Origin of the sequence: Streptomyces sp. URMC 126 (assembly GCF_051386555.1) — a bacterium.
Classification (GTDB): domain Bacteria; phylum Actinomycetota; class Actinomycetes; order Streptomycetales; family Streptomycetaceae; genus Streptomyces.
This window is the reverse complement of the sequence record NZ_JBPQTX010000113.1, coordinates 1-20,203: the sequence shown is the minus strand read 5'-3', so window position 1 is coordinate 20,203 and position 20,203 is coordinate 1. Positions and strand designations below refer to the sequence as shown.

23 protein-coding genes are annotated in these 20,203 nt (G+C 73.4%); 13 read left to right on the top strand and 10 right to left on the bottom strand.

Translation table 11 applies throughout. The features are described 5' to 3' along the window. Window positions 1–99: 99 nt before the first annotated feature. Genes ACSNOK_RS16030 through ACSNOK_RS16020 form a run of 3 tightly spaced genes read left to right on the top strand, consistent with a single transcriptional unit; the run spans window position 100 to window position 2,784 of the window. Window positions 100–1,203, top strand: a complete 1,104-nt coding sequence (locus ACSNOK_RS16030) for a GSCFA domain-containing protein (RefSeq protein ID WP_436781349.1) — start codon at window positions 100–102, stop codon at window positions 1,201–1,203. Further along, a complete protein-coding gene (locus tag ACSNOK_RS16025; RefSeq protein ID WP_436781348.1) occupies window positions 1,166–1,861 on the top strand; it encodes a hypothetical protein in 696 nt (231 codons plus the stop codon). Before ACSNOK_RS16030 ends, ACSNOK_RS16025 begins: the two co-directional genes overlap by 38 nt. Window positions 1,862–1,911: 50 nt before the next feature. After that, complete coding sequence (locus ACSNOK_RS16020; RefSeq protein WP_436781347.1) at window positions 1,912–2,784, top strand: TauD/TfdA dioxygenase family protein; 873 nt, start codon at window positions 1,912–1,914, stop codon at window positions 2,782–2,784. 82 nt (window positions 2,785–2,866) lie between these two features. Here ACSNOK_RS16020 and ACSNOK_RS16015 read toward each other — a convergent pair whose 3' ends face one another. From ACSNOK_RS16015 to ACSNOK_RS16000, 4 genes are all read right to left on the bottom strand, one after another. Beyond that, window positions 2,867–3,211: a DUF6355 family natural product biosynthesis protein gene (locus tag ACSNOK_RS16015; protein WP_436781346.1), complete on the bottom strand. Its 345-nt coding sequence runs from the start codon at window positions 3,209–3,211 to the stop codon at window positions 2,867–2,869. A 175-nt stretch (window positions 3,212–3,386) separates the two neighbouring features. Beyond that, entirely contained in the window at window positions 3,387–4,172 is a 786-nt protein-coding gene (locus ACSNOK_RS16010) for a SpcZ (protein WP_436781345.1), read from the bottom strand. Between the two features lie 153 nt (window positions 4,173–4,325). Next, window positions 4,326–5,108: a 3-hydroxybutyrate dehydrogenase gene (locus tag ACSNOK_RS16005; protein ID WP_436781344.1), complete on the bottom strand. Its 783-nt coding sequence runs from the start codon at window positions 5,106–5,108 to the stop codon at window positions 4,326–4,328. A gap of 55 nt (window positions 5,109–5,163) precedes the next feature. Then, entirely contained in the window at window positions 5,164–6,165 is a 1,002-nt protein-coding gene (locus ACSNOK_RS16000) for an oxidoreductase (protein ID WP_436781343.1), read from the bottom strand. A 54-nt stretch (window positions 6,166–6,219) separates the two neighbouring features. On the opposite strand from ACSNOK_RS16000, the gene ACSNOK_RS15995 reads away from it, so the two are divergent. The 3 genes from ACSNOK_RS15995 to ACSNOK_RS15985 all read left to right on the top strand — a co-directional run bounded on the left by ACSNOK_RS15995 (window position 6,220) and on the right by ACSNOK_RS15985 (window position 8,996). Beyond that, window positions 6,220–6,708, top strand: coding sequence for a MerR family transcriptional regulator (locus ACSNOK_RS15995; protein WP_436781342.1), 489 nt, complete (start codon window positions 6,220–6,222; stop codon window positions 6,706–6,708). Window positions 6,709–6,864: 156 nt separating this feature from the next. After that, window positions 6,865–8,112: a ricin-type beta-trefoil lectin domain protein gene (locus tag ACSNOK_RS15990; protein WP_436781341.1), complete on the top strand. Its 1,248-nt coding sequence runs from the start codon at window positions 6,865–6,867 to the stop codon at window positions 8,110–8,112. Between the two features lie 389 nt (window positions 8,113–8,501). Beyond that, window positions 8,502–8,996: a hypothetical protein gene (locus ACSNOK_RS15985; protein ID WP_436781340.1), complete on the top strand. Its 495-nt coding sequence runs from the start codon at window positions 8,502–8,504 to the stop codon at window positions 8,994–8,996. 534 nt (window positions 8,997–9,530) lie between these two features. Here the strand turns inward: ACSNOK_RS15985 and ACSNOK_RS15980 are convergent. From ACSNOK_RS15980 to ACSNOK_RS15970, 3 genes are read right to left on the bottom strand one after another with little or no spacing between them, the layout of a single operon-like run. Continuing rightward, complete coding sequence (locus ACSNOK_RS15980; protein WP_436781339.1) at window positions 9,531–9,983, bottom strand: NUDIX hydrolase; 453 nt, start codon at window positions 9,981–9,983, stop codon at window positions 9,531–9,533. After that, window positions 9,980–11,233, bottom strand: coding sequence for a DegT/DnrJ/EryC1/StrS family aminotransferase (locus ACSNOK_RS15975; protein WP_436781338.1), 1,254 nt, complete (start codon window positions 11,231–11,233; stop codon window positions 9,980–9,982). The genes ACSNOK_RS15980 and ACSNOK_RS15975 overlap by 4 nt, the downstream gene beginning before the upstream one ends. After that, window positions 11,230–12,231: a Gfo/Idh/MocA family protein gene (locus tag ACSNOK_RS15970; RefSeq protein ID WP_436781337.1), complete on the bottom strand. Its 1,002-nt coding sequence runs from the start codon at window positions 12,229–12,231 to the stop codon at window positions 11,230–11,232. Before ACSNOK_RS15970 ends, ACSNOK_RS15975 begins: the two co-directional genes overlap by 4 nt. Before the next feature lie 232 nt (window positions 12,232–12,463). Between ACSNOK_RS15970 and ACSNOK_RS15965 the strand changes: the two genes are divergently transcribed. Further along, entirely contained in the window at window positions 12,464–13,819 is a 1,356-nt protein-coding gene (locus ACSNOK_RS15965) for a helix-turn-helix domain-containing protein (protein WP_436781336.1), read from the top strand. A gap of 116 nt (window positions 13,820–13,935) precedes the next feature. Here the strand turns inward: ACSNOK_RS15965 and ACSNOK_RS15960 are convergent, their stop codons facing one another. After that, the gene (locus ACSNOK_RS15960; protein WP_436781335.1) at window positions 13,936–14,277 is read right to left on the bottom strand and encodes a hypothetical protein; all 342 of its coding nucleotides are present in this window, start codon (window positions 14,275–14,277) and stop codon (window positions 13,936–13,938) included. A gap of 445 nt (window positions 14,278–14,722) precedes the next feature. On the opposite strand from ACSNOK_RS15960, the gene ACSNOK_RS15955 reads away from it, so the two are divergent. The 3 genes from ACSNOK_RS15955 (at window position 14,723) to ACSNOK_RS15945 (ending at window position 16,331) form a co-directional block, all read left to right on the top strand. Further along, complete coding sequence (locus ACSNOK_RS15955; protein ID WP_436781334.1) at window positions 14,723–14,956, top strand: DUF5133 domain-containing protein; 234 nt, start codon at window positions 14,723–14,725, stop codon at window positions 14,954–14,956. A gap of 197 nt (window positions 14,957–15,153) precedes the next feature. Then, window positions 15,154–15,396 carry an acyl carrier protein gene (locus tag ACSNOK_RS15950; RefSeq protein ID WP_436781333.1) on the top strand — a complete coding sequence of 81 codons (243 nt, stop codon included), beginning with the start codon at window positions 15,154–15,156 and terminating at the stop codon, window positions 15,394–15,396. Window positions 15,397–15,866: 470 nt separating this feature from the next. Continuing rightward, complete coding sequence (locus tag ACSNOK_RS15945; protein WP_436781332.1) at window positions 15,867–16,331, top strand: DUF6098 family protein; 465 nt, start codon at window positions 15,867–15,869, stop codon at window positions 16,329–16,331. Window positions 16,332–16,397: 66 nt separating this feature from the next. Here the strand turns inward: ACSNOK_RS15945 and ACSNOK_RS15940 are convergent, their stop codons facing one another. Then, window positions 16,398–17,276, bottom strand: coding sequence for a DUF72 domain-containing protein (locus ACSNOK_RS15940; protein ID WP_436781331.1), 879 nt, complete (start codon window positions 17,274–17,276; stop codon window positions 16,398–16,400). A 132-nt stretch (window positions 17,277–17,408) separates the two neighbouring features. Between ACSNOK_RS15940 and ACSNOK_RS15935 the strand changes: the two genes are divergently transcribed. Next, a complete protein-coding gene (locus tag ACSNOK_RS15935; protein WP_436781330.1) occupies window positions 17,409–18,416 on the top strand; it encodes a YihY/virulence factor BrkB family protein in 1,008 nt (335 codons plus the stop codon). A gap of 86 nt (window positions 18,417–18,502) precedes the next feature. Here the strand turns inward: ACSNOK_RS15935 and ACSNOK_RS15930 are convergent, their stop codons facing one another. Then, window positions 18,503–18,766: a hypothetical protein gene (locus tag ACSNOK_RS15930; RefSeq protein ID WP_436781329.1), complete on the bottom strand. Its 264-nt coding sequence runs from the start codon at window positions 18,764–18,766 to the stop codon at window positions 18,503–18,505. A gap of 349 nt (window positions 18,767–19,115) precedes the next feature. Between ACSNOK_RS15930 and ACSNOK_RS15925 the strand changes: the two genes are divergently transcribed. Then, window positions 19,116–19,331 carry a hypothetical protein gene (locus ACSNOK_RS15925; protein WP_436781328.1) on the top strand — a complete coding sequence of 72 codons (216 nt, stop codon included), beginning with the start codon at window positions 19,116–19,118 and terminating at the stop codon, window positions 19,329–19,331. 327 nt (window positions 19,332–19,658) lie between these two features. Continuing rightward, window positions 19,659–20,138, top strand: a complete 480-nt coding sequence (locus tag ACSNOK_RS15920; RefSeq protein ID WP_436781327.1) for a DUF5709 domain-containing protein — start codon at window positions 19,659–19,661, stop codon at window positions 20,136–20,138. The last annotated feature ends 65 nt before the right edge of the window (window positions 20,139–20,203 follow it).

Below are 20,203 nucleotides of genomic sequence, written 5' to 3'. Positions count from 1 at the left end.
CCCCCCCCCCCCCCCCCCGCCCCCCCCCCGGCACACCACCGCCCCCCCCACTACCACCGACCACCGACACGGACGAACCGAGGCCGAGAATCCCACCCCATGAACCCCTACCAGTCACTCCCGCCCCGCTCCTTCTGGCGGACCGCGGTCGCCGAACCCGCGTGGGCGGACATCGACGGCCTGTGGACCCCGAAGTTCGCCATCGGCCAGGACGACGTCCTCCTCACGGCCGGGTCCTGCTTCGCCCGGCACATCGGCCGCGCCCTGCGCGACCGGGGCATGAACTGGCGCGACACCGAGCTCGCGCCGCCGGGCCTGACGCCGGAGCAGCGCCGCGACCGCCACTTCGGCGTCTTCTCCTTCCGGACCGGCAACATCTACACGGCCGCCGTCCTCCGCCAGTGGTTCGCGTGGGCGCTGGGCACCGAGGAGCCGCCGCAGGAGGTGTGGCACGAGGACGGCCGCTTCCACGACCCCTGCCGCCCGTCCGTCGAACCGGCCGGATACGCCTCGGCCGAGGAGTTGTTCGCCGCCCGCGCCACGACCCTGGCCGCGATCCGCCGGGGCCTCGGCGAGGCGGACTGCCTCGTCTTCACGCTGGGGCTGACCGAGGCGTGGCGCGACCGCGACGGCGGCACCGTCCACCCGGTCTGCCCGGGTACCGTGCGCGGCACCTTCGACGCCGGGCGGCACGTCTTCCACAATTTCGCCTACGACGAGGTGCTCCGGGACCTGACCGCCGCCCTGGAGCTGGCGCGGTCCGTCAATCCCGGCCTGAAGGTGCTGCTCACCGTCTCGCCGGTGCCGCTCACCGCGACCGCGACCGGCGGGCACGCGCTCACCGCCACCACGTACTCGAAGTCGGTGCTGCGGGCCGTCGCCGGCCGGCTCGCCGCCGAAGACGAGCACGTCGACTACTTCCCGTCGTACGAGATCGTCACGGGCGTCCCGTTCCGCGGCGCGTTCTTCGAGCCGAACCTGCGGACGGTGACGCCGGAGGGCGTCGCCTTCGTGATGGACCGGTTCTTCGGCGCGCTCGACGGCCGCCAGGACACCGCCGGGGCTGCGGCGGGCCCGCCCGAGACCGGCCGCCCCGCCGCCCAGCCCACCGCCGAGCCGACCGATCGGCCCACCGCTCAGCCCACCGCCGGAGAGGACTTCTGGTGTGACGACGCCGTACTCGACTACTACAACCCCCGCTAGGTTCCTGCTGCTGGGCGACTCCCACGCCGGTCCCGTCGGCCGGGCGGCCCAGGCCGCCGGCGTCCCGTTCGCGGGCGGGCCCATCGGCTCGGGCCGGGACTTCACCGCCGGCTTCTACGACCGGCGCGGGGACGACGTCGTCTTCCGCGACGCCGAGACGGAGGCCCGCTACCGGTCGTTCCTCGACGAGCTCGGCGTGCCGGGCCTGGACCGGGTGACCGTGCCGCTGGTGTGCACGTTCGGCTTCAGCGCCCACTTCGTCGCGACGACGGAGAACTGGCGGATCTACCGCACGCGCGGCGGCGGCTTCCCGCCGGGCTTCCTCGGCGGCCCGCTGTTCGACGCGCTCGTCCGGGCCGCCGTCCGCGACGCGCTGGCGTTCTACGCCCACGCCCGCCGGCTGGGCCTGCGGGTCCTGGCGGTGATGCCGCCGCAGCGGGTGCCCGGCATGTCGGACCGCGAGGTGTTCATGGCGGCGCAGGAGAGCGTCCGGCGGGCCGTCGCCGGACTGGGCGTGGAGGTCGTGGACCTGCGCGCCCGCACCACCGACGCGTCGGGCCTCCAGCGGCCCGAGCTGTGCGAGAAGGACGACATCATCCACGGCAACCTCGCCTTCGGCCGCATCATCCTCAACGAGCTCCTCGACCGCGGGCTCTGAAGCCCCCGCGGCCTCCGCCCCCCCTACCGCGACGCAGTACAGGAAAGGCCATGGAAGACTACGCACTCGACGCCGTGAAGGCGCTCACCACCCGCCCGAAGCCCGCCTACGAGACCATCACCCTCGACCCGCTGACGCCGGTACTCGGCGCGGAGGTCTCCGGCGTCGACCTCTCCCAGGAGCTGACGGAGCGTCAGCTGTCCGAGATCAAGGACGCGTTCCTCGCCCACCACGTCCTGGTCTTCCGTGACCAGGAGATCACACCCGAGGACCACAAGCGGTTCGCGGCGCACTTCGGCCCGCTGCACCCGGTGGCGCTGGCGGCCCCCGACAGCGACCCGTACGTGCTGGAGATCAGCGCCTCGGCCGAGTCGAAGAACGTGGCGGGCAACGGCTGGCACGCCGACGGCACCGCCGACGCCGAGCCGTCGCTCGGCTCGATGCTGCACATCACCCGCATACCGGAGGCCGGCAGCGGCGGCGACACCATGTTCGCCAACATGCACCTCGCCTACGAAATGCTCTCGCCGGCCATGAAGACGTTCCTCGACGGCCTCACCGCCGTCCACGACGGCGCCCAGCCGTGGGGCGAGCAGGGCCCGCCGGCCGAGTACGAGGTGCCGGTGAACGAGCACCCGGTCGTCGTCCGCCACCCGGAGACCGGCCGCAAGCTCCTCTTCGTCAACCGCCCCTACACCAAGCGCATCCCGCAGCTCTCGCCTGCCGAGAGCGCGGCCCTGCGGGAGTTTCTGTACCAGCACATCGCGGGCACGCCGCTGCTGCACTGCCGGGTTCGCTGGCAGCCGAAGACGCTGGTGTTCTGGGACAACCGCTGCGTCCAGCACCACGCGATCTGGGACTACTTCCCGCACAGCCGCTACGGCCGCCGGGTCGCCATCGACGGCACCAAGCCGCTCGCCTGACGGTCGCTCAGAATAGATCCGTCCGTCGGCGGTCCGTCCACCCCGGAAACGGGGAGGGCGGACCGCCGCTCGGCCGCGCGGATCAGGGACCGGTGTCCCCCGGGTGGGAGCAGAGCCCCCCGCGGTAGCCGCTGTCGTACCAGGCGCCGGTGGCGTCGATGTCGAGGTTGGTGCGGCCCGGTCCCACGCAGCGGTGGTAGTTGGACCGGGGGAACCGCTTGACCTGGATCCACACGTTGGTGTTCGTGGCGCAGTGCTCGTAGTAGGCGCGCTCGCCGCCCCTGCTCGCGTTCCAGCCGCAGCCCTGGACCTGCTCGGGGGCGGCCGTCGCGGGGGCGACCGTCGCGCAGGCGAGGGCCCCGGTCAGGGCGACGGCCGTGAGGCCGAGCCGGGCCGTCACGGTGCCGAGTGTCCCACGGAGTTTCATGCGTCGTCTCCTTCGCCGGAGGGTGGTGGCGGGGCCGGTCCCGCCACCGCTGCTGACGACGCCAGAGTGGCCTGGCGGGAGCCGTGTCACCAGGCGTTTCGACGGTGCTCGAAGGAAGAGGAACGGTGGTTCCGTGATCGAACCGCCGTCCGTTTCCCGGGCTCCTCCGGCCGTCTCACTCCCCGGCGGCCCGCTCCAGGCTGTCGGCCAGCCCCGCCGCGAGCCGCTCGTAGGCCGCCCGCTGCCGCTCGTCGCGGCCGTCCGCCGTCTCCTGCCCGGCGAGCGCGAGGGCGTAGGCGTTCACGGCGGCGAACGGATAGGTGGCCGCGTAGGCGACGGGGTCCCCGGCGGCGTAGGCGGCGGCCAGGGCCCGGGCGTGGACGAGGGCGTTGGCGTCGGCGTAGGAGGTCACGTTGGCCCCGGTGTTGAGCTTGGCGTAGCCGTCCGCGAACTCCGCCGCCTCGGTCTCCCCGTAGTCGTTGGTCCGCGCCCAGGCGAGGGCGTTGGCCTCGGCGGTGGCGAAGGCGTCGGCGTACGGGTAGGCGCGCCGGTGGGTGTCCCGCAGGGCGGGTTCCAGAGCGGCGGCCCAGGCGTCCTCCGCGACGGGCTCGCCCGCCGCGGCCCGCGGGTGGAGCGCCCGTACGGCCTCGTACGGCCCGGTGCCGGCGGCCTCCCGCCCGTCCTCCGCCAGCAGCGGGACGACGGTACGGGCGTGCCAGTCGTGGACGACGGCGAGGGGCACCCGGCCGTCGAGGCGGGCGCAGGCGGCATGGACGCGCCGGGCCCACTCCCCCGCCGCGTCGGCGCCCTGGCCGTCCCACAGCGCGCCGGCGAACTGCGCGAGCCAGCCCGGCAGGGCGGGGCCCTGCGCGGGCCACTCCTCCCACCGGCCGGCCGCGGCGGCGTCGAGGCCGGCGAGGAACGGCGGGAGGGCCTCGGCGGAGGGCGCGGGACGGTTCACGGTTCTCTCTCCTGTTCCGCTGTCCGCCCCGGGGGCGGGTGTACGGCCGTGTGCTGCGGGCCGGGGTGCTCCGGCCCGCCACCGTATCCTCACCCGCCGGGGCCGCCGGGCGCGATGTCGCGATGATCACGTTCCGGGCGGGGGCCGCTTGCGTCAGCGGGCGGTCCAGCCGCCGTCCAGCACCAGGGTGGTGCCGGTGACGGCGGAGGTGTACGGGCCGCAGAGATAGGCGACGGCCTCGGCGACCTCCTCCGGTTCCACCAGCCGCTTGAGCGGCGTCCCGGCGAGCAGGACGTCGTTCAGGACGCGCTCCTCGGGGACGGCGTGGGCGGCGGCCTGGTCGGCGAGCTGCCGTTCGACGAGGGGCGTGCGGACGTAGCCGGGGCTGACGCAGTTGGACGTCACCCCGTGCGGCGCCCCTTCGAGTGCCGTGACCTTGGACAGCCCTTCCAGGCCGTGCTTGGCCGCCACATAGGCCGACTTGTAGGCGGAGGCCCGCAGGCCGTGGACGGAGGATATGTTGACGACGCGCCCCCAGCCCCGCTCGTACATCCCCGGCAGGGCGCCCCTGATCAGCCGGAACGGCGCCTCCAGCATGACGGTGAGGACGGTGTGGAACGCGTCGGGAGGGAAGTCCTGGAGCGGGCGCACGGTCTGGATCCCGGCGTTGTTGACGAGGATGTCGGCGCCGGCCGCGGAGCGTTCGGCGGCGTCGAGGTCGGTGAGGTCCAGGACGACCGTCTCCACCGGGCCGGGGAGGCCGGCCGCCCGCTGCGCGAGGGCCGTCAGCCCCGGCACGTCGCGGTCCAGGGCGCGGACGCGCGCCCCGGCCGCGGCGAGGCGGAGGGCGCAGGCCGCGCCGATGCCGCTCGCCGCGCCGGTCACGAGGGCGGTACGGCCGTCAAGTGCCGTGTGCTGGGCGGATGTCGGAATCATGGGCGCAGCGTAGGCGGCGGGGGCCCGGCCGGTCGACGGGCCGGCGGGAGCGCGCTCAGGCGAAGGCGTCCAGGCCGGTGAGCCGGGCCGAGAGCGCCCAGAGCCGGGCCGCGGCCTCGGGGTCGGCGGCCCACGGCTTGACGCCGCCGACGAGCATGTCGTCGGTGGTGGCCGGACCGGCGACGTCGCAGTCCTGGCAGTACACGCCGCCCCGGCCGTCCAGGAGCGGCGAGGTGGCCGCCCAGACGGCCGTGGCCGCGCCCTGTGCCGGGGTCTTGAAGCCGGGCGCCGGGGTGCCCGTCTCGTCCTGCCAGCCGAGGGCGATCCGTTCGTCCCTGGGGATGTACCGCTGGAGCGGGGTGAGGATGCTGCCGGGGTGGACCGAGAAGGCGTGGACTCCGTCGTCCGCGCCCAGGGCGTCCAGGCGCAGCGCGAAGAGGGCGTTGGCGGTCTTGGCCTGGGCGTAGGCGAGCCACCCGTCGTAGCCGGTACGGAAGTGGAGGTCGTGCCAGCGGATGCCGGAGAGAAAGTGCCCGGAGGAGGCGACCGTCACCACCCGCGCGCCGGCCGGGTTCAACGCCGGGCGGAGGCGGTTGACGAGGGCGTAGTGGCCCAGGTGGTTGGCGGCGAAGTGGAGTTCCCAGCCGGCCTCGGTGCGCGTCTCGGGGCAGGCCATGACGCCGGCGTTGGCGATGAGGAGGTCGAGGAGGCGTCCGGTGGCGAGGAAGCCGTCGGCGAAGGCGCGGAGGGACGCGGGGTCGGCCAGGTCGAGCGGGTGGACGGTGACAAAGGCGTGGAGCCCGGCGGGGAGCGCCGCGCGGACGGCGGCCTCCGCGGCGGCGGCCCGGCGGGCCGCGACGATGACATGGGCGCCGGCCCGGGCGAGAGCCGCCGTCGTCTCCAGGCCGAGGCCCGAGGCTCCGCCGGTGACCAGGGCCGTGCGGCCCGTCAGGTCGACGCCCGCCAGGACGTCGTCGGCGGTGTCGGTGGCTCCGAAGCCGGAGCCGGCCGGGCGCTGAAGATGCCACCGGTCCGGCACGGGGTGCGGTGTGTTCATGATCGCGACGCTAGGAGCTGGAGTGCGGTCCAGGTCAAGCTAGGCTGCGGCGCCATGGAGACGAGTGCGGGCGGCGCGGCGGGCGGTCTGCCGATCGGCGAGGTGGTGAAGGTGACCGGGATGAGCGTCGACACCTTGCGCTTCTTCGAGCGCGAGGGCCTGCTGCTGCGTCCGATCCCGCGGAACTCCGCCGGGCGGCGGGTGTACGAACAGGCGGACGTGGACTGGCTGCTGCTCTGCGGCCGGTTCCGGGCGTCCGGCATGCCGGTCGCGACCGTCGGGCGCTTCGCGGCGCTCGTCCGGTCGGGCCCCGGGAACGAGGCGGAACGGCTGGAACTGCTCCTCGAGCACGAGCGGGCGGTGCGGGCGAGGATCGCCGCCCTCGGGGCGGATCTGGAGATCATCCAGGGGAAGGTCGCCGTCTACGAACGGCATGTGCGCGAAGGGACGGCCGCCGGGGTCTGGGCGCCGGCGCCTTCCGCACCGGGCGATGCCTCACGAGCCGTCGGACGGGCGGTTGTTGAGCCTCCTGAGGGCCACTGAGACCTAACCGAGACCCCACTACTCCCTCCCCTATCATCTGTCGCAGCCGGGCGTCCGAACGGCGGCGACCGGACGACACGAAACCAACGGGGAAAGGCCCACAGGGCATTGCAACGTACACGTGAACAACGGACGCGGAAGCGTCGAATATCCACCGTGGCCCTCTGCGCCGCGGTGACCCTCGCGGGGGGCCTCCAGGGCACGGCCGGTGCCGACGACCCCCGCCCGGCGGGACCGGGCACCGCCCGTCCGGCCACCACGCCGTCCCTGGCGTCGGCGCCGGACTCCGGTGCCTCGCGGGCCGACGGGACGGTCTTCGAGAACGGCACCATGACGCTGGGCCCGGCCCCCGCCGCGTCGCGGTCCGTGGCCGCGGCACCACACGGCGAGGGGTGGCGGCTGGACAAGGCCACCAAACTGCTGGCCACCGGCTACACCGTCAAGTTCTACGACAAGAAGTCCGCGGACGTGCTGGCCCGTCATGTGAAGGCGTCGGCAGCGGACCTCCAGCGCGTCACCGGTATCCGCTACACCGTCGACACCAAGCCGGTCGGCTGGGAGTACTCCCGGCCGCGCGGCGAGGTCGTCATCGGCCTGCTGAAGCGTCCGTGCGTGCCGGGCGCCACCCCGGACCAGCCGTGGAAGGTGGTCCGCGACGGCTCGGGCACGGCCAACCTGAGCTGCGGCTTCTACTCCTCCTCGCTTCCCGGCACGGTCACCAGCGGGCACGCCTACATCGACAGTGAGTTCTTCACCGCCGACGGCAAGGCGATCCCGTGGATGGGCGAGACGTACCTGCGCAACCACATCAGCCACGAGCTCGCGCACACGATGGGGATGGCGCACGCCAACCGCAGCGCGAAGCGGGGCGACTGCGCGGTGGGCCGCGACTCCGGCGAGAAGCCGGTGATGTGCACGCCCAGCGACGCGTACCCGGACAAGCGCGCGGGCACCTACGTCCAGCAGTTCGACGTGCAAGGGCTGCGCTACCTCGCCCGGGGCGCCGGTGTGACGCCCCCGCCGCAGGGCCGGGTGACCGGGCTCGGCAAGAAGTGCCTGGACGTCAAAGGCGGCAAGGCGGCCAACGGCACCCGCCTCCAGTTGTTCACCTGCAACGGCGGGGCGGCACAGTCCTGGATCCTCCAGAAGGACGGGACGTTCCGCGCCCTGGGCAAGTGCCTGGACAACGCGGGCAACGCCGGGAAGGACGGCAACCGGATCCAGCTGTCGGACTGCACCGGCGGCCCCGCCCAGAAGTGGAAGACCGACGCCAAGGGCCGTATCGTGCACGTCGCCTCGGGCAAGGTGCTCGACGTGACCGACGGGAAGACCGCCGACGGCACCATGATCCGGCTGTACCGGGCGAACGGGACCAAGGGCCAGCTGTGGTCGGTTCCGAAGTGACGTCCCGCACTCGCTGAGGGGGTGACGTCCCGCACCCGCTGAGGGGCCGGACGGGCGAAGGCTCGTCCGGCCCCTTCTTTTTTCCCGGCCGCCGCCGCTGTCGCCGCCGCGAGGCCCCGGGCACCACTCCCGTCGGGTGCCGTGAACGAGCAGCCGACCAAGTGACAAGTAACCGGCCGGTAGCCTTCGGTTCGAAGGGGGCCTTTGTCGCGGGTGATTTGCCTGGGTCTGGGCTGTGTGGGTGGTGGGGCTCGCACCCTCGGTGTGGCGGGAGTCGTTGGTCGAATGGGGCTGATCGGCGACGAGGAACCTTCTGTGGGACGGAAGCGAAGCGCGCGAAGCAGGCCCGGAGGGACAAGCGGAAGCGTGTGGCCGGCGACAGTGCGGGGATGCCGCCGTTCCCGGAGGCGGAGATCGAACGCATCTGGCACGCGTGGAACCGGGCGAGCGGGGCCGGGCTGATGGAGGACGGCGCGGAGACGAAGTACCACTTCACCCCGGATGGGAAGGTGTTGTCGGTCGCGGTGGGCAAGAGCGGTCAGGTTCAGGCGAACGATGAGCGGCTGACGCCGTCGGTGGCCGAGCGGCTGCGGCACGAGATGCCGTTCCTGGCCCCGATGGTGAACTTCTACGAGAACAACCAGGCCGCCGGCCGTGGCCTGGAAGGCGCCCCGGCGGACGGCATGATGCCTATGGTGCCGCCGCGCGGCCCGGATGCGATGCCGCCGGTCGACCCGGCCGCGATGGGCCGGGCCCGGGAGGCGACCAACGCCCTGGTGCGGGCGGGAAAGGTCGCCGAGGGCGCAGGCGCGATGTTCTCGGCCTCGGCGAGGTCCTCCTCCTGCGCCTCCGCTCCGGCAACGAAGTGCTCGACTTTTCGGTAACGGTCGTCGGTAGTAGAGACGACCGTGGCCTTCTTCGAGGGCCCGGACGGGCCGTGCAGGGCTATCCGGGCGCGTTCGTGCTGGTCAGCGGGCCGAGAGCGGTTGTACCGGAGAGTTGGGTGTAACGCCTTCGCGTAGGGGCTTCCCGGCCCCGCGGGCGCGGTGTGCCGCGACGCGGCAGGCCGGCCGGCCGAAGATGGCGTCGCGGCGTTGTCCGCGGCCTGGCAGGAAGCGGCGGCCGCATACGGAGCAGCGCACGGCGATCGAGTCCGGGCCGTTGAGGATCATGTGCAGCCCGATCGCAGCTCCCGCGCCCCACCGGCGCCGGTCGCGTCGTGCCCGGGCCGCTCAGGCAGAGAGGGCGTCCGGGCGGGCAGCCGCCCGGATCGGTCCCCGGCACTACCGGCACCGGCGCACTCGACCGCCCATGGCTTCAGCGTACGCCCCGGGCATGGCGCCGGCCCCGTACGGCCGCGGGCCCCGGTCGCCTCCCCCGGGAGAGGCGGCCGGGGCCCGGTCGGGCTTGGGAGCCGGTCAGACTGCCTGGTCGCGCCAGGTGTCGAGAACGGCCTGGACGGCGCTGGAGACCTGGTTCTGCTGAGTGCGGTCGGCCCACAGGTGCGCGTCGTGCTCGGTGAGCGTGACCGTCTCGCCCGTGACGGTTGCGGTGAAGTTGAACTGGCGGGTGGCGCGGCCGCTGCCGGAGCGGTAGTCGAAGTGGCCGAGGTAGCCACCGATGGCCGTGACCGTCAGCCCGGTCTCCTCGGCGACCTCCCGCCGCAGGGCCTCGACGAGGGTTTCACCGTCGTCGACGCCGCCGGAGGGCAGCTCCCACAGCCCGCCCAGGTAGTCGTCGGCCGGGCGGTGCAGCAGCAGGACCTTGCCGCCCTCGTCGGCGATGACGGCGCCGACGACGGCCTTGGCGATGCCGTCGCGTTCGGCGGCGCGAGCGAGATCGTCGAGCAGAGCGGTGTCGAGGGAACTCACAGAAGGTCCTTCGCGTGGGAGGCGACTTTGGCGATGGCCGCGGTGTAGGCGTCGGCGAGGTGGACGTCCTCCTCGCGGTGCCATACCGGCAGCTTGAAGGTGGTGGCGTGCACGTGCCCGGCCGCCGGGAAGTCGCCGACGGCGCGGTCCTGGTGGCCAGCGTATCCAGGCAGCAGGGCTCCGGGGGCCTGGAACAGCGGATGAGTGCCCAGGGGGCAGGTCGAGCCCGGCCGGTCGGCCTCGGCGGCGCCTTCGGCACGTACGGCGTCGAGAAACCTCTCCAAGGGCAGCCCTCCGAGGTCGGCCGGCTCGTAGCGCAGCGGCAGGGCGTACCAGGAGGGCCGGGCGGAGACCGGCATGCGCGGCACCCGGATGCCCGGTACGCCGTCCAGGGCGGCGCACATCCGGGCCGCGCTCTCCTGACGCCCGGCCAGACGAGCGTCGAGGCGGGGGAGCTGGGCGCGGGCGAGCGCGGCAGCGAGGGGGTGGATGCGCAGTTTGAGGCCCATGCCGGTCACCGCGAAGCGGGCGAGCGGGTGGCCGTGGGGGATTTCGCGGCGGCACCGCTTGTTGTACTGGCCGTGCAGCAGCACGCGGTAGTACAGCTCGGTGTCGTCGGTGGCGACGAACCCGCCCTCGCCGGCCGAGAGCGGCTTGGGACCGTTGAGGCTGAACGCGGACGCGGTGCCGAAGGTGCCGGTCATCTGGCGGTTCCAGGTGGCTCCGTGGGCGTGCGAGCCGTCCTCCAGCAGCATCAGCTCGTGCTCGTCGGCGAAGGACACCAGCGCGTCCATGTCCTCGGGCAGTCCCCACAGGTGCACCGCGGCGACGGCCTTCGTCCGGGCGGTCAGTCGGCGCGCGGCGTCCTCCAGGTCGAGCCGGCCGTGGCCGTCGACGTCGGCGAGGACGGGGTGGGCGCCGAGGTGGAAGAGCGGGGTGGCGGTGGCATGAAAGGTCAGGGCCGGGACGATGACCTCGTCGCCGGGGCCGATCCCGGCGGCCGCGTACATCGAGTGCAGCGCGGCCGTTCCCGTGCAGGTGGTAACGGCGTGCCGGACCCCGAGGTAGGAGGCGAGTGCGTCCTCCAGGTCGGCGACGATGCCGGAGCGGTCGGGGATCGAGACGGCCGTCTCCAGCTGGGCGGCGACCGCGCGTCGGTCGGTGTCCTCGATCGGCGGCCACACGAAGTGCGGGGCGGGGGCCGTGACGGCCGGTTCGCCGCCGAGCAGGGCGAGCGGGGAGTCGTTCATGCCAGGAACTCCTTTGGGTCGGCGGGGCGGTGGGTGGTTGCGGAGGCGTAGGCGGCGGCCAGGAACGCGGTGTGCGGCAGGTGCGCGGCCGTTCCGGACGGGTTGGGGGCGGTGCCGTCCAGGACGCGGCAGAAGCGGTCGATCTGCACGGCGGGCGGGCAGGGCCAGGCCGGCTCGCGCAGCAGCGACTCGATCACCTGCCCGCCGGGGTCGAGGAGGCGCACGGTGCCGCGCTCGACGACGAGCGTGCCGTGCGGACCGGTGATGGCCAGGCGCTCGGTCTTCGGGCCGGCGGAGCGGGAGACCAGCAGCGAGCCGTACAAACCGCGGTCGTAGGTGAGGTGGACCAGGGCGGTGTCCTCCGCGTCGTACTCGGCGCCCGGCGCCGCGGCGGTCGAGGTGTCCGCGAGGACGCGGTCGGGCAAGCCGAGGTACCAGATCAGCAGGTCGATGAGGTGGTAGCCCATGTCCGCCAGGCACCCGCCGCCGGCGAGTTTCGCGCGGCCGCGCCAGCCGGCGCCCGGGTCAGGGCAGTGGAACGTGTAGCGGCCCTCGACCAGGTAGGGGGCGCCGATCCGCTCCAGCAGCTGGAGGGCGGCGGCGTAGACGGGGTGGAAGCGGCGCTGGACGGTGACCATCAGCTCAATTCCCGCCTTGTCGCACAGCGCGGCCAGCTCGGCCGCCTCGTGCGGGTCGGTGGCGCACGGCTTCTCCTTGAGTACGTGCACCCCGGCCTCGGCGCACGCGGCAACGACCTGCCGGCCGGCGTGGTGCGGTACCGCGGCGACGACGAAGTCCGGCCGGACCTCGGTCAGCAAGCGATCGACGGTGGTGAAGCCGGGCACCTGGTGCGCGTCGGCCGCGGCGGCGACCCGGTCGGCGTCAACGTCGCAGACCCCGGCGAGCTCGGCGAGGTGGCACTGGGCGAGGCCGGGCAGGTGGTCGCTGATGGCCTGACCGCCGAGCCCCACCATCGCGACCCTCTTGGGTGCGTTCATCGCTCACATCCCCTTTCGAATGCGCGGCGGCGGCCCGCCGTCCGGGCCGCCTGCCCTTCGAGGACACCGCGAACGCGAGGCCGGTGGCAGGGGCGTTGCCGTGGACCGCAAAGCCGTTTGCATCCCGTGCAAAGCCCCTGCCCGGGCCCGGCGTGTGCGAGTACGGTGTGCGGCGGCGCACTCCCGGCGAGCGGGGACGGGTATGGACGCGGTCAGAGCACAGCGGGATCCGATGGCTGGTAGCCCCGGGGAGCTGGTCCGGCAGGCGCGCAAGAAGCAGGGGCTGACCCTGGCCCAGCTCGGCGAGCTGGCCGGCTACTCCGCGGCCCAGGTCTCACGGTACGAGCGCGGCGTCTCGCCACTGACCGACGTCACCGTGTTGCGGCGCTTCGCCGACGCGCTCGGTATCCCGCCGCAGGACCTGGGGCTGACCGCCCCGCCCGAGGTCCGCCATGGGTGCTCGATCGGGCCAACTGCGGGCTACCCGCGGCTGCCACGTCCTAGGGTGGCGGGTACGGCTCGCCGAGGAGACGGGGAGGATCCGGTGCGGCGCAGGAAGTTGCTCGCCAACCTCGCGGTCACGGCCGCCGTGGCCGTCGGCGCCCCCATCCTGCCCGCCGGCAAGACACCCGACGAGGACGCCGCCGTTGGCGAGACCTTGGTAGCGCGCGTGCGGGACGCCATGCTCGGCCTGCACACCGCCACCGCCGTGCCGCCGATGGCGGTCCTGCGCGCCGACCTGGCCCGTGCCTTCACCGACTTCCACGCCTGCGCATACGGGAGCCTGTCCGTTCGGTTGCCCCGGCTGATCTGTGCGGCCCACGCCCGGGCCGGCGGTGAGGGCGCCGAGGAACAAGAGCTACTGGCCCACAGCTACCTGCTGGCCACGCGCATGCTGATCAAGCTGGACGAGCAGCAGCTCGGCTGGATGGCCGCCGACCGCGCCCGCCAGGCCGCCGAAGCCACCGGCGAGCCCCTGCTGATCGCCGAGGCCGCGCGGCAACTCGCGGTCCTCGCTCGCAAGGCCGACTGGCACGAGCAGGCACTGAGCATCGCCCTGGCGGCCGCCGACCACCCCGCCCTCCGCGGGGGACAGCCGGCGCTGGCGGCCCAGCGGGGCCTGCTGATCCAATCCGCCGCCTACACCGCCGCCCGCGTCGGCGACGCGGGCGGGATGCGGGAGCTGACCGGCGAGGCCGCCGCCATCGCCAAGAAGATCGGCCCGGCCGCCGTGCTGCGGGACCACGGCGGAGGGTTCAGCCCCATGACCGTCCAGCTGCACCTGGTCTCCGCCGAGAACTCCGCCGGCGACCCCTCCGCCGCGCTCGCCGCGGCCAAGGCGGTGGCACCCGGAAGCCTGCCGAGCACGGAGAGGCGGGCCCGCTACTACACCGACGTCGCCACCGCCTTCGCCCGCTCGGGCCGCCGGGACGACTGTATCCGCGCACTCCTGGCCGCCGAACACCATGCCCCTGAGGAAACTCACACTCGCCCGGCGGTGAAGTCGCTGGTCTCCGGACTGCTGGTCTCCGGGAGAACGACCACCGAGCTACGCGCTCTCGCCGCTCGTGTCGGTGTCCTCGTCTGACGGTTCGCTCACCATGCGGGAGGGGTCATCATCGCCGTACGGTCCGAAGGGACCTTCCTCACCCGGCTTCGCGCCGAGGTGCGGGGCGCCGCCCTTGGTGCGGTGGTAGCCGGGGATCACCGGTTGCTGTCTTCGAGCTGGGCAGAGATGCGGCTGGCCCGCAGTTCCCGCAGGTCCGGGATGTGGTTGTAGAGCGTGCCCGGGGAGACGCCGAGCATCTTGGCGATCGCGGTGATGGAGTGCTCGGAGTTGGGCAGCAGGTCCCGGGCCATGTTCAGGATCTTCTCGTCGACGACGGCGGGCCGGCCGCCGACCTTACCGCGGGCGCGGACGGCGGCCAGGCCCGCGCGGGTGCCGGAGACGATGAGTCGCGGATGAACTCCGCCAGGGCGGCGAAGACGTGGAAGACGAGCCGGTCGCCTTGAGGGCGTCGATCTGCCGGTCGAGCTTCTGTCCACCGGCGGACACCCGCGCGTATCCGATGCGGATCTCGGTACGGACGGCGGGCTCGGCGGCCAGCAGTTCGAAACCGTCGGGCTCAAGAGGAGCGGGCGCGCCCGGGATTGTGTCAGAAAACGGTCCCCTGAGGTTCTTGAACCACCCGGGTTGTTGAAGGAGTTTTTGAAGGACCTGGAGGCCTTCCGGGCGTCCGCCTGGTGATCTTCATTAAACGTCGGTTTTTGAAGGCTGTGACGTCCCCGTCGCCTTGCTGCGACCCGGGCAGCGAGGGCCTATGCATCACGCTCAGTTACTTGTCGGTTGGTTCGCTGTTCGTCAACGCCCATCCCTCCCGTCGCATGAGACCCGCGTTCCCGGGTAGCAGCCCGTTCGCCGCGGACGACGTGCCCCTCCGGGCACCGCCCGGCGCCCCCCACAGGGAAATCGGTGAAAGGAGTGGTGGCCTTGTTGATGGCTCACCCCGCTGTGCTGGCGAATCTCGTGGAGCAGTACACGGCGCTTGACCTGCTGCACGCGGAGTCCGGCGACCCGCAGGCCCGGCAGCGGATGGACGACGTCGCCTACCTCCTCTGCCTGGCCACGGGTACCAACGACGTGGACGCGGCGCTGATCGCGGCGCGCTACCGGCTGCCGGGCGCCCGGGTACGGGACGATTCCCTGCTGGCCGCCGGTGAGTGAGCGACGGCGGGCCGGGCCCGTCGGCCGGAGACCGTGTGAACGTCCGGCGAAGGGGTAACCGGAGGGCTCGGAAAGCACGCCGCGGATTCGCCGGTACCGCGGCCCGGCCACGAGACCGGCGGACGGCGGGCAGGCGGCGAAAGCAGCCGTACAGCAGCCGTGAAAGCAACAGGGCGAACAAGCAGGGAGGACACACCATGGCCACGGGTGAAACCGGTTTCAGCGACGTCGTCTTCGACCTCGTCTCGGTGCAGTACCACTCGCTCAAGGCGGGTCACGACTACGGACAGTACGTACGGGACGCCGAGAACGCCGGCAAGAAGGAGATCGCGGAGTTCTTCCGCTCGGTCATGGCCGAGGATTCGCGCCGCGCCGCCGAGTGCCACCGGTTCCTCAAGGAGCTGTCGGGTACGGACGCGGCGGGCCCGGCCGCCGGCTGAGCGGGTACGGACACCTGCGCCGAGGGGGCCGTTCCGTCCGGTACGGCCCCCTCGCCCGTCCCGCTCGGACCGCCCGGGCAGTCCCGCCGCCAGGCGGATCCCGCGGCGCGCCGACGGAAATTCCGGACGGCGGCACGCGGACCGACGGCCGGTCGAAAGGCCGGTCGAATTGCGGAAACCCACGGCCGGGAGTTCGCTGGAAGCGACGGTGAGACGCGAATGCGCTCGGCGGCCGGAATTCGGGCGCCGAACGCCCCCCGAAACGCACATCGCCGTACGAGCGGCCCCCGGCTCTCAGGCGCCGGGGCCGGAGCCGAAGCCGGCCACACCCGCTCGCGGCTTGCCGATATTCGGGACGGACCTCCGGAATCCCTTCCGGTGGCCGCACCCGCCGGCCCCGGCGCCGAATCCCCTGACGTCCCCGAAGTCCCGCGAAATGTCCCGTGAAGCGCGGAGGAACCGCCGTCGATATGACCGCCCCCGACACCCTGCCCGTCCTGACGTCCCTCGACGACCTGGTCGCCGTGGTCGAGCGTGGGAAGAACCTGTTCGTGCGGTGGTCGCGGGGGCCCGCGACGGACCTGGGCGCCGCCTCCAGCACCGACGACCTCACCGGTACCAGCCTGCCGGGCCTCTCCGTCAACGCCCTCGACGTCGAGCCGTGGTGGAACGACCGTCCGCTGCGGCTCTGGGTGGCCCGGCGCCTGTACGACTACTGCCACCTGCGCCGCGACAAGGGCCCCGGAGTACGGCCCTGGGTGCTGGAGGGCCGGGAGATCGGCCGGGGCCCCGACAACGAACCGCTGGTACGGGAGGTGCGCCCGCTCGCCTGGATCGACGGCGGGGTGATCGACGAGGCGGAACGCGAGGTCGTCCGCCAGCGCGGCCCCTGGGGGCCGCTCCGCAGATCGGCCCACGGCGAGCCGACGGGATGAGGGAGAAGCGCCCGGACTCCGCGGTCCGGGCGCTTCTCCGTGCGCTCTCCCAGCGCTCCGGCGGCGTCACCCCTCCAGCAGTTCGCGCATGACCGCGGCCGACCGCACCGCCGCGTCGCCGCAGCAGTTGTTGAACAGCACATGCACCTGCTCGGCCTCCCCCGCCAGCCGCCGGATCCGGTCCCGCCAGGGCGCCAGCTCCTCCGCCGTGTAGGAGTGGCGGTAGGCGTCCTCCTTCCCGCCGGTGCCCCACGCGGCCGATCGCCCGTGGAAGCGCACCACCGCCAGCTCGGGCCGGGTCACGGCGGCCACCGGCGGCACGGCGTCCGGCACGTCCTGGGCGGTGTCCACGGCCACCAGCGACATGTCGTGCGCCCGCAGCACCTCCAGCGTGCGTTCCCGCTCCTCCGGCCCGTACCAGCCGGGATGCCGGAACTCGACCGCCAACGGGAGCCGGCCCGCGCGCCGCCGGCACTCGGCCAGGAACGCGTGGCCCCGCTCCCCCGCCCGCACCCACGGCGGGAACTGGAGCAGCACCGCCCCCAGCCGCCCCGCCTCCCACAGCGGCCGCAGCGCCCCGGTGAAGCGCTGCCACAGCTCGTCCACCACGCCGCGCGGCAGCCGGGAGGGGGTCAGCCGGCGCTGCGGCGGCCCCGGCGGCCGGAGGTCGGGCGGCAGCGCGCCGGCCCGGGCGGAATGTCCGGTCAGCGTGGCGAACGCCTTGACGTCGAAGACGAAGCCGGGCGGGGTGCGTTCCGCCCAGAGCCGGCAGTTCCGGGTGCTGGGCATGCCGTAGTACGTGGAGTCGACCTCCACGACGGGGAACCGGGCGGCGTAGTGCCGCAGCCGCCCCTCGGGGTCGTCGCGCGCGGCCGGCGGGTACCAGCCGCTGCCCCGCAGGGCGGGATCCGTCCAGGAACAGGTGCCGACGAGGAACTTCTCCATGCGGGGGCGGTTACCCCGTCCCGGCTCCGGTCCGCACGCCTCGTCCGTCCTCCCGGCCGGCCCGGCCCTCGCGGCCCGCCCACGTCGCCGCCGGTGCGGTTGAACGGCCCCCGGCCGGTTATCCGTTGGGACGTGACGGCGACACGGAAGAGCACGGAAGAAGACGAGGCCGGGCCGGGACCCGGAGTGGAGCGAAGGGCACCGGACGAGCCGACGCAGTTGCGCGCCCGCTCCTGGCGGTCGGTGCTGCGGCGCACGGCGAAGGAGTTCGTGGACGACGAACTCGCGGACCGGGCGGCGGCGTTGACCTACTACACGATGCTCTCCCTCTTCCCGGCGCTGCTGGTGCTGGTCTCCCTGCTGGGCGTCATCGGGAAGTCCGCCGCGGAGAAGCTGCTGGAGAACCTCGACCACCTGACGCCCGGCCCGGTGCAGGACATCCTCACCGGCGCGGTGCGCCAGGCGAGCGCGAGCGGGGGCACCGGTTCCGTACTGGCGGTGGCGGGTCTGCTGGGCGCGCTGTGGTCCGCGTCGGGGTACGCGGCGGCGTTCATCCGGGCGTCCAACGCGGTCTACGACATCAAAGAGGGGCGGCCGGTGTGGAAGCTGACACCGCTGCGCCTGGCGGTGACCCTGGTCCTGATGCTGCTGGCGACGGCGAGTGCGCTGATCGTGGTGTTCACCGGCGGCATCGCCCGGCAGGCGGGCACCGCCCTGGGCATCGGGGACGAGGCGCTCAAGGTGTGGTCGGTGGCCAAGTGGCCGGTGCTCGTCCTGCTGGTGACGATCATGATCGCCATGCTGTACTGGGCGGCGCCGAACGTGCGCGGGCGCGGCTTCCGGTGGGTGACGCCGGGCAGTCTGGTGGCCCTGGTGCTCTGGATGGCGGTCTCGGCGGGCTTCGCGCTGTACGTCGCGAACTTCGGCACCTACAACAAGGTCTACGGGACGTTCGCCGGCCTGATCGTCTTCCTGATGTGGCTGTGGTTCACCAACCTCGCGATCCTGCTCGGCCTGGAGTTCGACGCCGAGCTGAGCCGCGAGCGGGCCATCCTCGGCGGTCACCCCGAGGACGAGGAGCCCTATGTGCCGCCCCGGGACACGAGCGCCTGGCCCGAGGGCGACGACGGCGCGGCCTGACCGACGGGGCCGGCGGGTCGCCCCCGCCGGCCCCTCCCCGGGCACAGGGGTCGCGGGGCCCGCGCCCCGCGACCCCCGGCCGTGGTCTACCAGCTCCAGTAGCCGTGCGAGATCCAGCCGGACACGCCGGTGGTCACGTCGTAGACCTTGTCCCACTGGCCGTCGCCGGAGACGTCACGGTGCGCCAGGCGGTGGTCGCTGTAGCACAGGCCGACGACCGAGCCGGCCGCGCTCGCGGCGGCGCGGATGCGGACGCCCTCGCCCCGGCAGTGGCCGTAGACGTCGTCGGCGTGCGCCGGCGCCGCCAGAGCGGCGCCGCCGAGCGTGGCGGCGGCCGGCAGGCCCGCCACGGCTGCGGCACGCTTGCCCGCGCTCTTCCCCGAATTACGGAATTCACTTCTTGCTCCTCAACGATGGTTCTACCGGAAACCGCAGGTCACGGCGTCCGGTGAAGAGGAAGCCAACAGTTGATGATTTTGGTGCGGGGGCCTGAGGCGATTCCAGGACATGTTCATGATCAAACAGTGACAGTACCGCCCCGGGGCGCCGCATGAGCGTTCGAACGGGGTGCTCGGGCGCCCGCCGACCCCGCATGTCCGGCGGCCGGCCGGGCACCCGGTACGGCGGGCGACGATCACGCCCCGGTCCCGCGACAGCGGTGACCGCAGGACACGGCACGAGCAAGTGGAGGGAACCCACATGAAGCATTCGAAGGAGCGGACCGCCGGCAAGCCCCGGACCGCCGCCGAGGAGGCCGCCAAGGAACTCGGCGAGATCATCGACCGGCCGGACCGGCGGCACGAGAGGGACGCGGCCGACGGCATCACGCCCAGCACCGAGGCACAGGAGTCCGTCCAGCGGGACCGGCACGGCCGCCACGACGGGGGCGCCGGCCGGCACGGGAAGGGCCGCTGACCGGCCGCCCGGCAGGCGGCGGGGCCGGCAGAGCGCGGCGGGCCGGCACCGCGATCACCGCCCGGGGGCCCGGCGTCGAGGCGTACGGGCCCGGGAGCGGGCCGGGGGTACGTACACCGGGGCCGAAGCCCTCGACCCCCTACCGACCCGCTTGAGCGTGCCTGAGCCCGCTGGAAAACGCCCGCGCCCTCGCCCGCCGACGTCACTCCGGTGCCCGGTCACCGCGCCCGCCGCCCCCGCGTGTCCGCCCGAGGAGCGCCGGGCAGCCGCACGGAGGAGACTGGAGGTGACGTCGCTGCGGGGCCGCGCGGGAGGAAGGAGCGCAGCATGTCCGACGACGCGATGGGTGACGAGGTCTACCAGCCGGTGCGTTCCGACACCCGGGACAACCCCGATGACCTCGACCTGGAGAACGCTCTCGACGGCGACGGCTTGGACGAGGTCCTCGACGAGGGCTGGTCCCCGCCGGAGAAGCCCTTGGCCGTGACCCACCACGGCACCACGGCCCGGGAGCAGCACGATCGGGAGAGCCTCGACCAGCGGCTGGCCGAGGAGGTGCCCGAGCCGCCCGTCCCCGACGGCGACGGGATCGGGGACCAGCCTCGCGACGGGGAACCGATCGACGAGGAGGCGGGCGACGTGCGCGCCGGGCGGCTCACCGGTACGGCCGACCTGATGCCGCCCCGCATGAACGACGTCTACGCGCGGGACGTCGGCGTCAACGGCGGCGCGGCCTCGGCCGAGGAGGCGGCGATGCACGTGATACCCGAGGAACCCGTGGTGCCACCGGAGGAGTTCGAGGGGTGAGGCTCCGGCACGGCGCGTGACCTCGCCGGGCGCCACAGGCGCATGCCCCGCCCGCCCCGCTCCCC

What these genes read in the sequence shown, in the direction of transcription:
- ACSNOK_RS15920 (WP_436781327.1), top strand. Translation starts at nt 19,659, where the DNA reads ATGTCCGACGACGCGATGGGTGACGAGGTCTACCAGCCGGTGCGTTCC.
- ACSNOK_RS15945 (WP_436781332.1), top strand. Translation starts at nt 15,867, where the DNA reads ATGACCGCCCCCGACACCCTGCCCGTCCTGACGTCCCTCGACGACCTG.
- ACSNOK_RS16005 (WP_436781344.1), bottom strand. Translation starts at nt 5,108, where the DNA reads ATGATTCCGACATCCGCCCAGCACACGGCACTTGACGGCCGTACCGCC.
- ACSNOK_RS15940 (WP_436781331.1), bottom strand. Translation starts at nt 17,276, where the DNA reads ATGGAGAAGTTCCTCGTCGGCACCTGTTCCTGGACGGATCCCGCCCTG.
- ACSNOK_RS15970 (WP_436781337.1), bottom strand. Translation starts at nt 12,231, where the DNA reads ATGAACGCACCCAAGAGGGTCGCGATGGTGGGGCTCGGCGGTCAGGCC.
- ACSNOK_RS15995 (WP_436781342.1), top strand. Translation starts at nt 6,220, where the DNA reads ATGGAGACGAGTGCGGGCGGCGCGGCGGGCGGTCTGCCGATCGGCGAG.
- ACSNOK_RS15965 (WP_436781336.1), top strand. Translation starts at nt 12,464, where the DNA reads ATGGCTGGTAGCCCCGGGGAGCTGGTCCGGCAGGCGCGCAAGAAGCAG.
- ACSNOK_RS15985 (WP_436781340.1), top strand. Translation starts at nt 8,502, where the DNA reads ATGCCGCCGTTCCCGGAGGCGGAGATCGAACGCATCTGGCACGCGTGG.
- ACSNOK_RS16000 (WP_436781343.1), bottom strand. Translation starts at nt 6,165, where the DNA reads ATGAACACACCGCACCCCGTGCCGGACCGGTGGCATCTTCAGCGCCCG.
- ACSNOK_RS15975 (WP_436781338.1), bottom strand. Translation starts at nt 11,233, where the DNA reads ATGAACGACTCCCCGCTCGCCCTGCTCGGCGGCGAACCGGCCGTCACG.
- ACSNOK_RS16020 (WP_436781347.1), top strand. Translation starts at nt 1,912, where the DNA reads ATGGAAGACTACGCACTCGACGCCGTGAAGGCGCTCACCACCCGCCCG.
- ACSNOK_RS15925 (WP_436781328.1), top strand. Translation starts at nt 19,116, where the DNA reads ATGAAGCATTCGAAGGAGCGGACCGCCGGCAAGCCCCGGACCGCCGCC.
- ACSNOK_RS15950 (WP_436781333.1), top strand. Translation starts at nt 15,154, where the DNA reads ATGGCCACGGGTGAAACCGGTTTCAGCGACGTCGTCTTCGACCTCGTC.
- ACSNOK_RS16015 (WP_436781346.1), bottom strand. Translation starts at nt 3,211, where the DNA reads ATGAAACTCCGTGGGACACTCGGCACCGTGACGGCCCGGCTCGGCCTC.
- ACSNOK_RS16030 (WP_436781349.1), top strand. Translation starts at nt 100, where the DNA reads ATGAACCCCTACCAGTCACTCCCGCCCCGCTCCTTCTGGCGGACCGCG.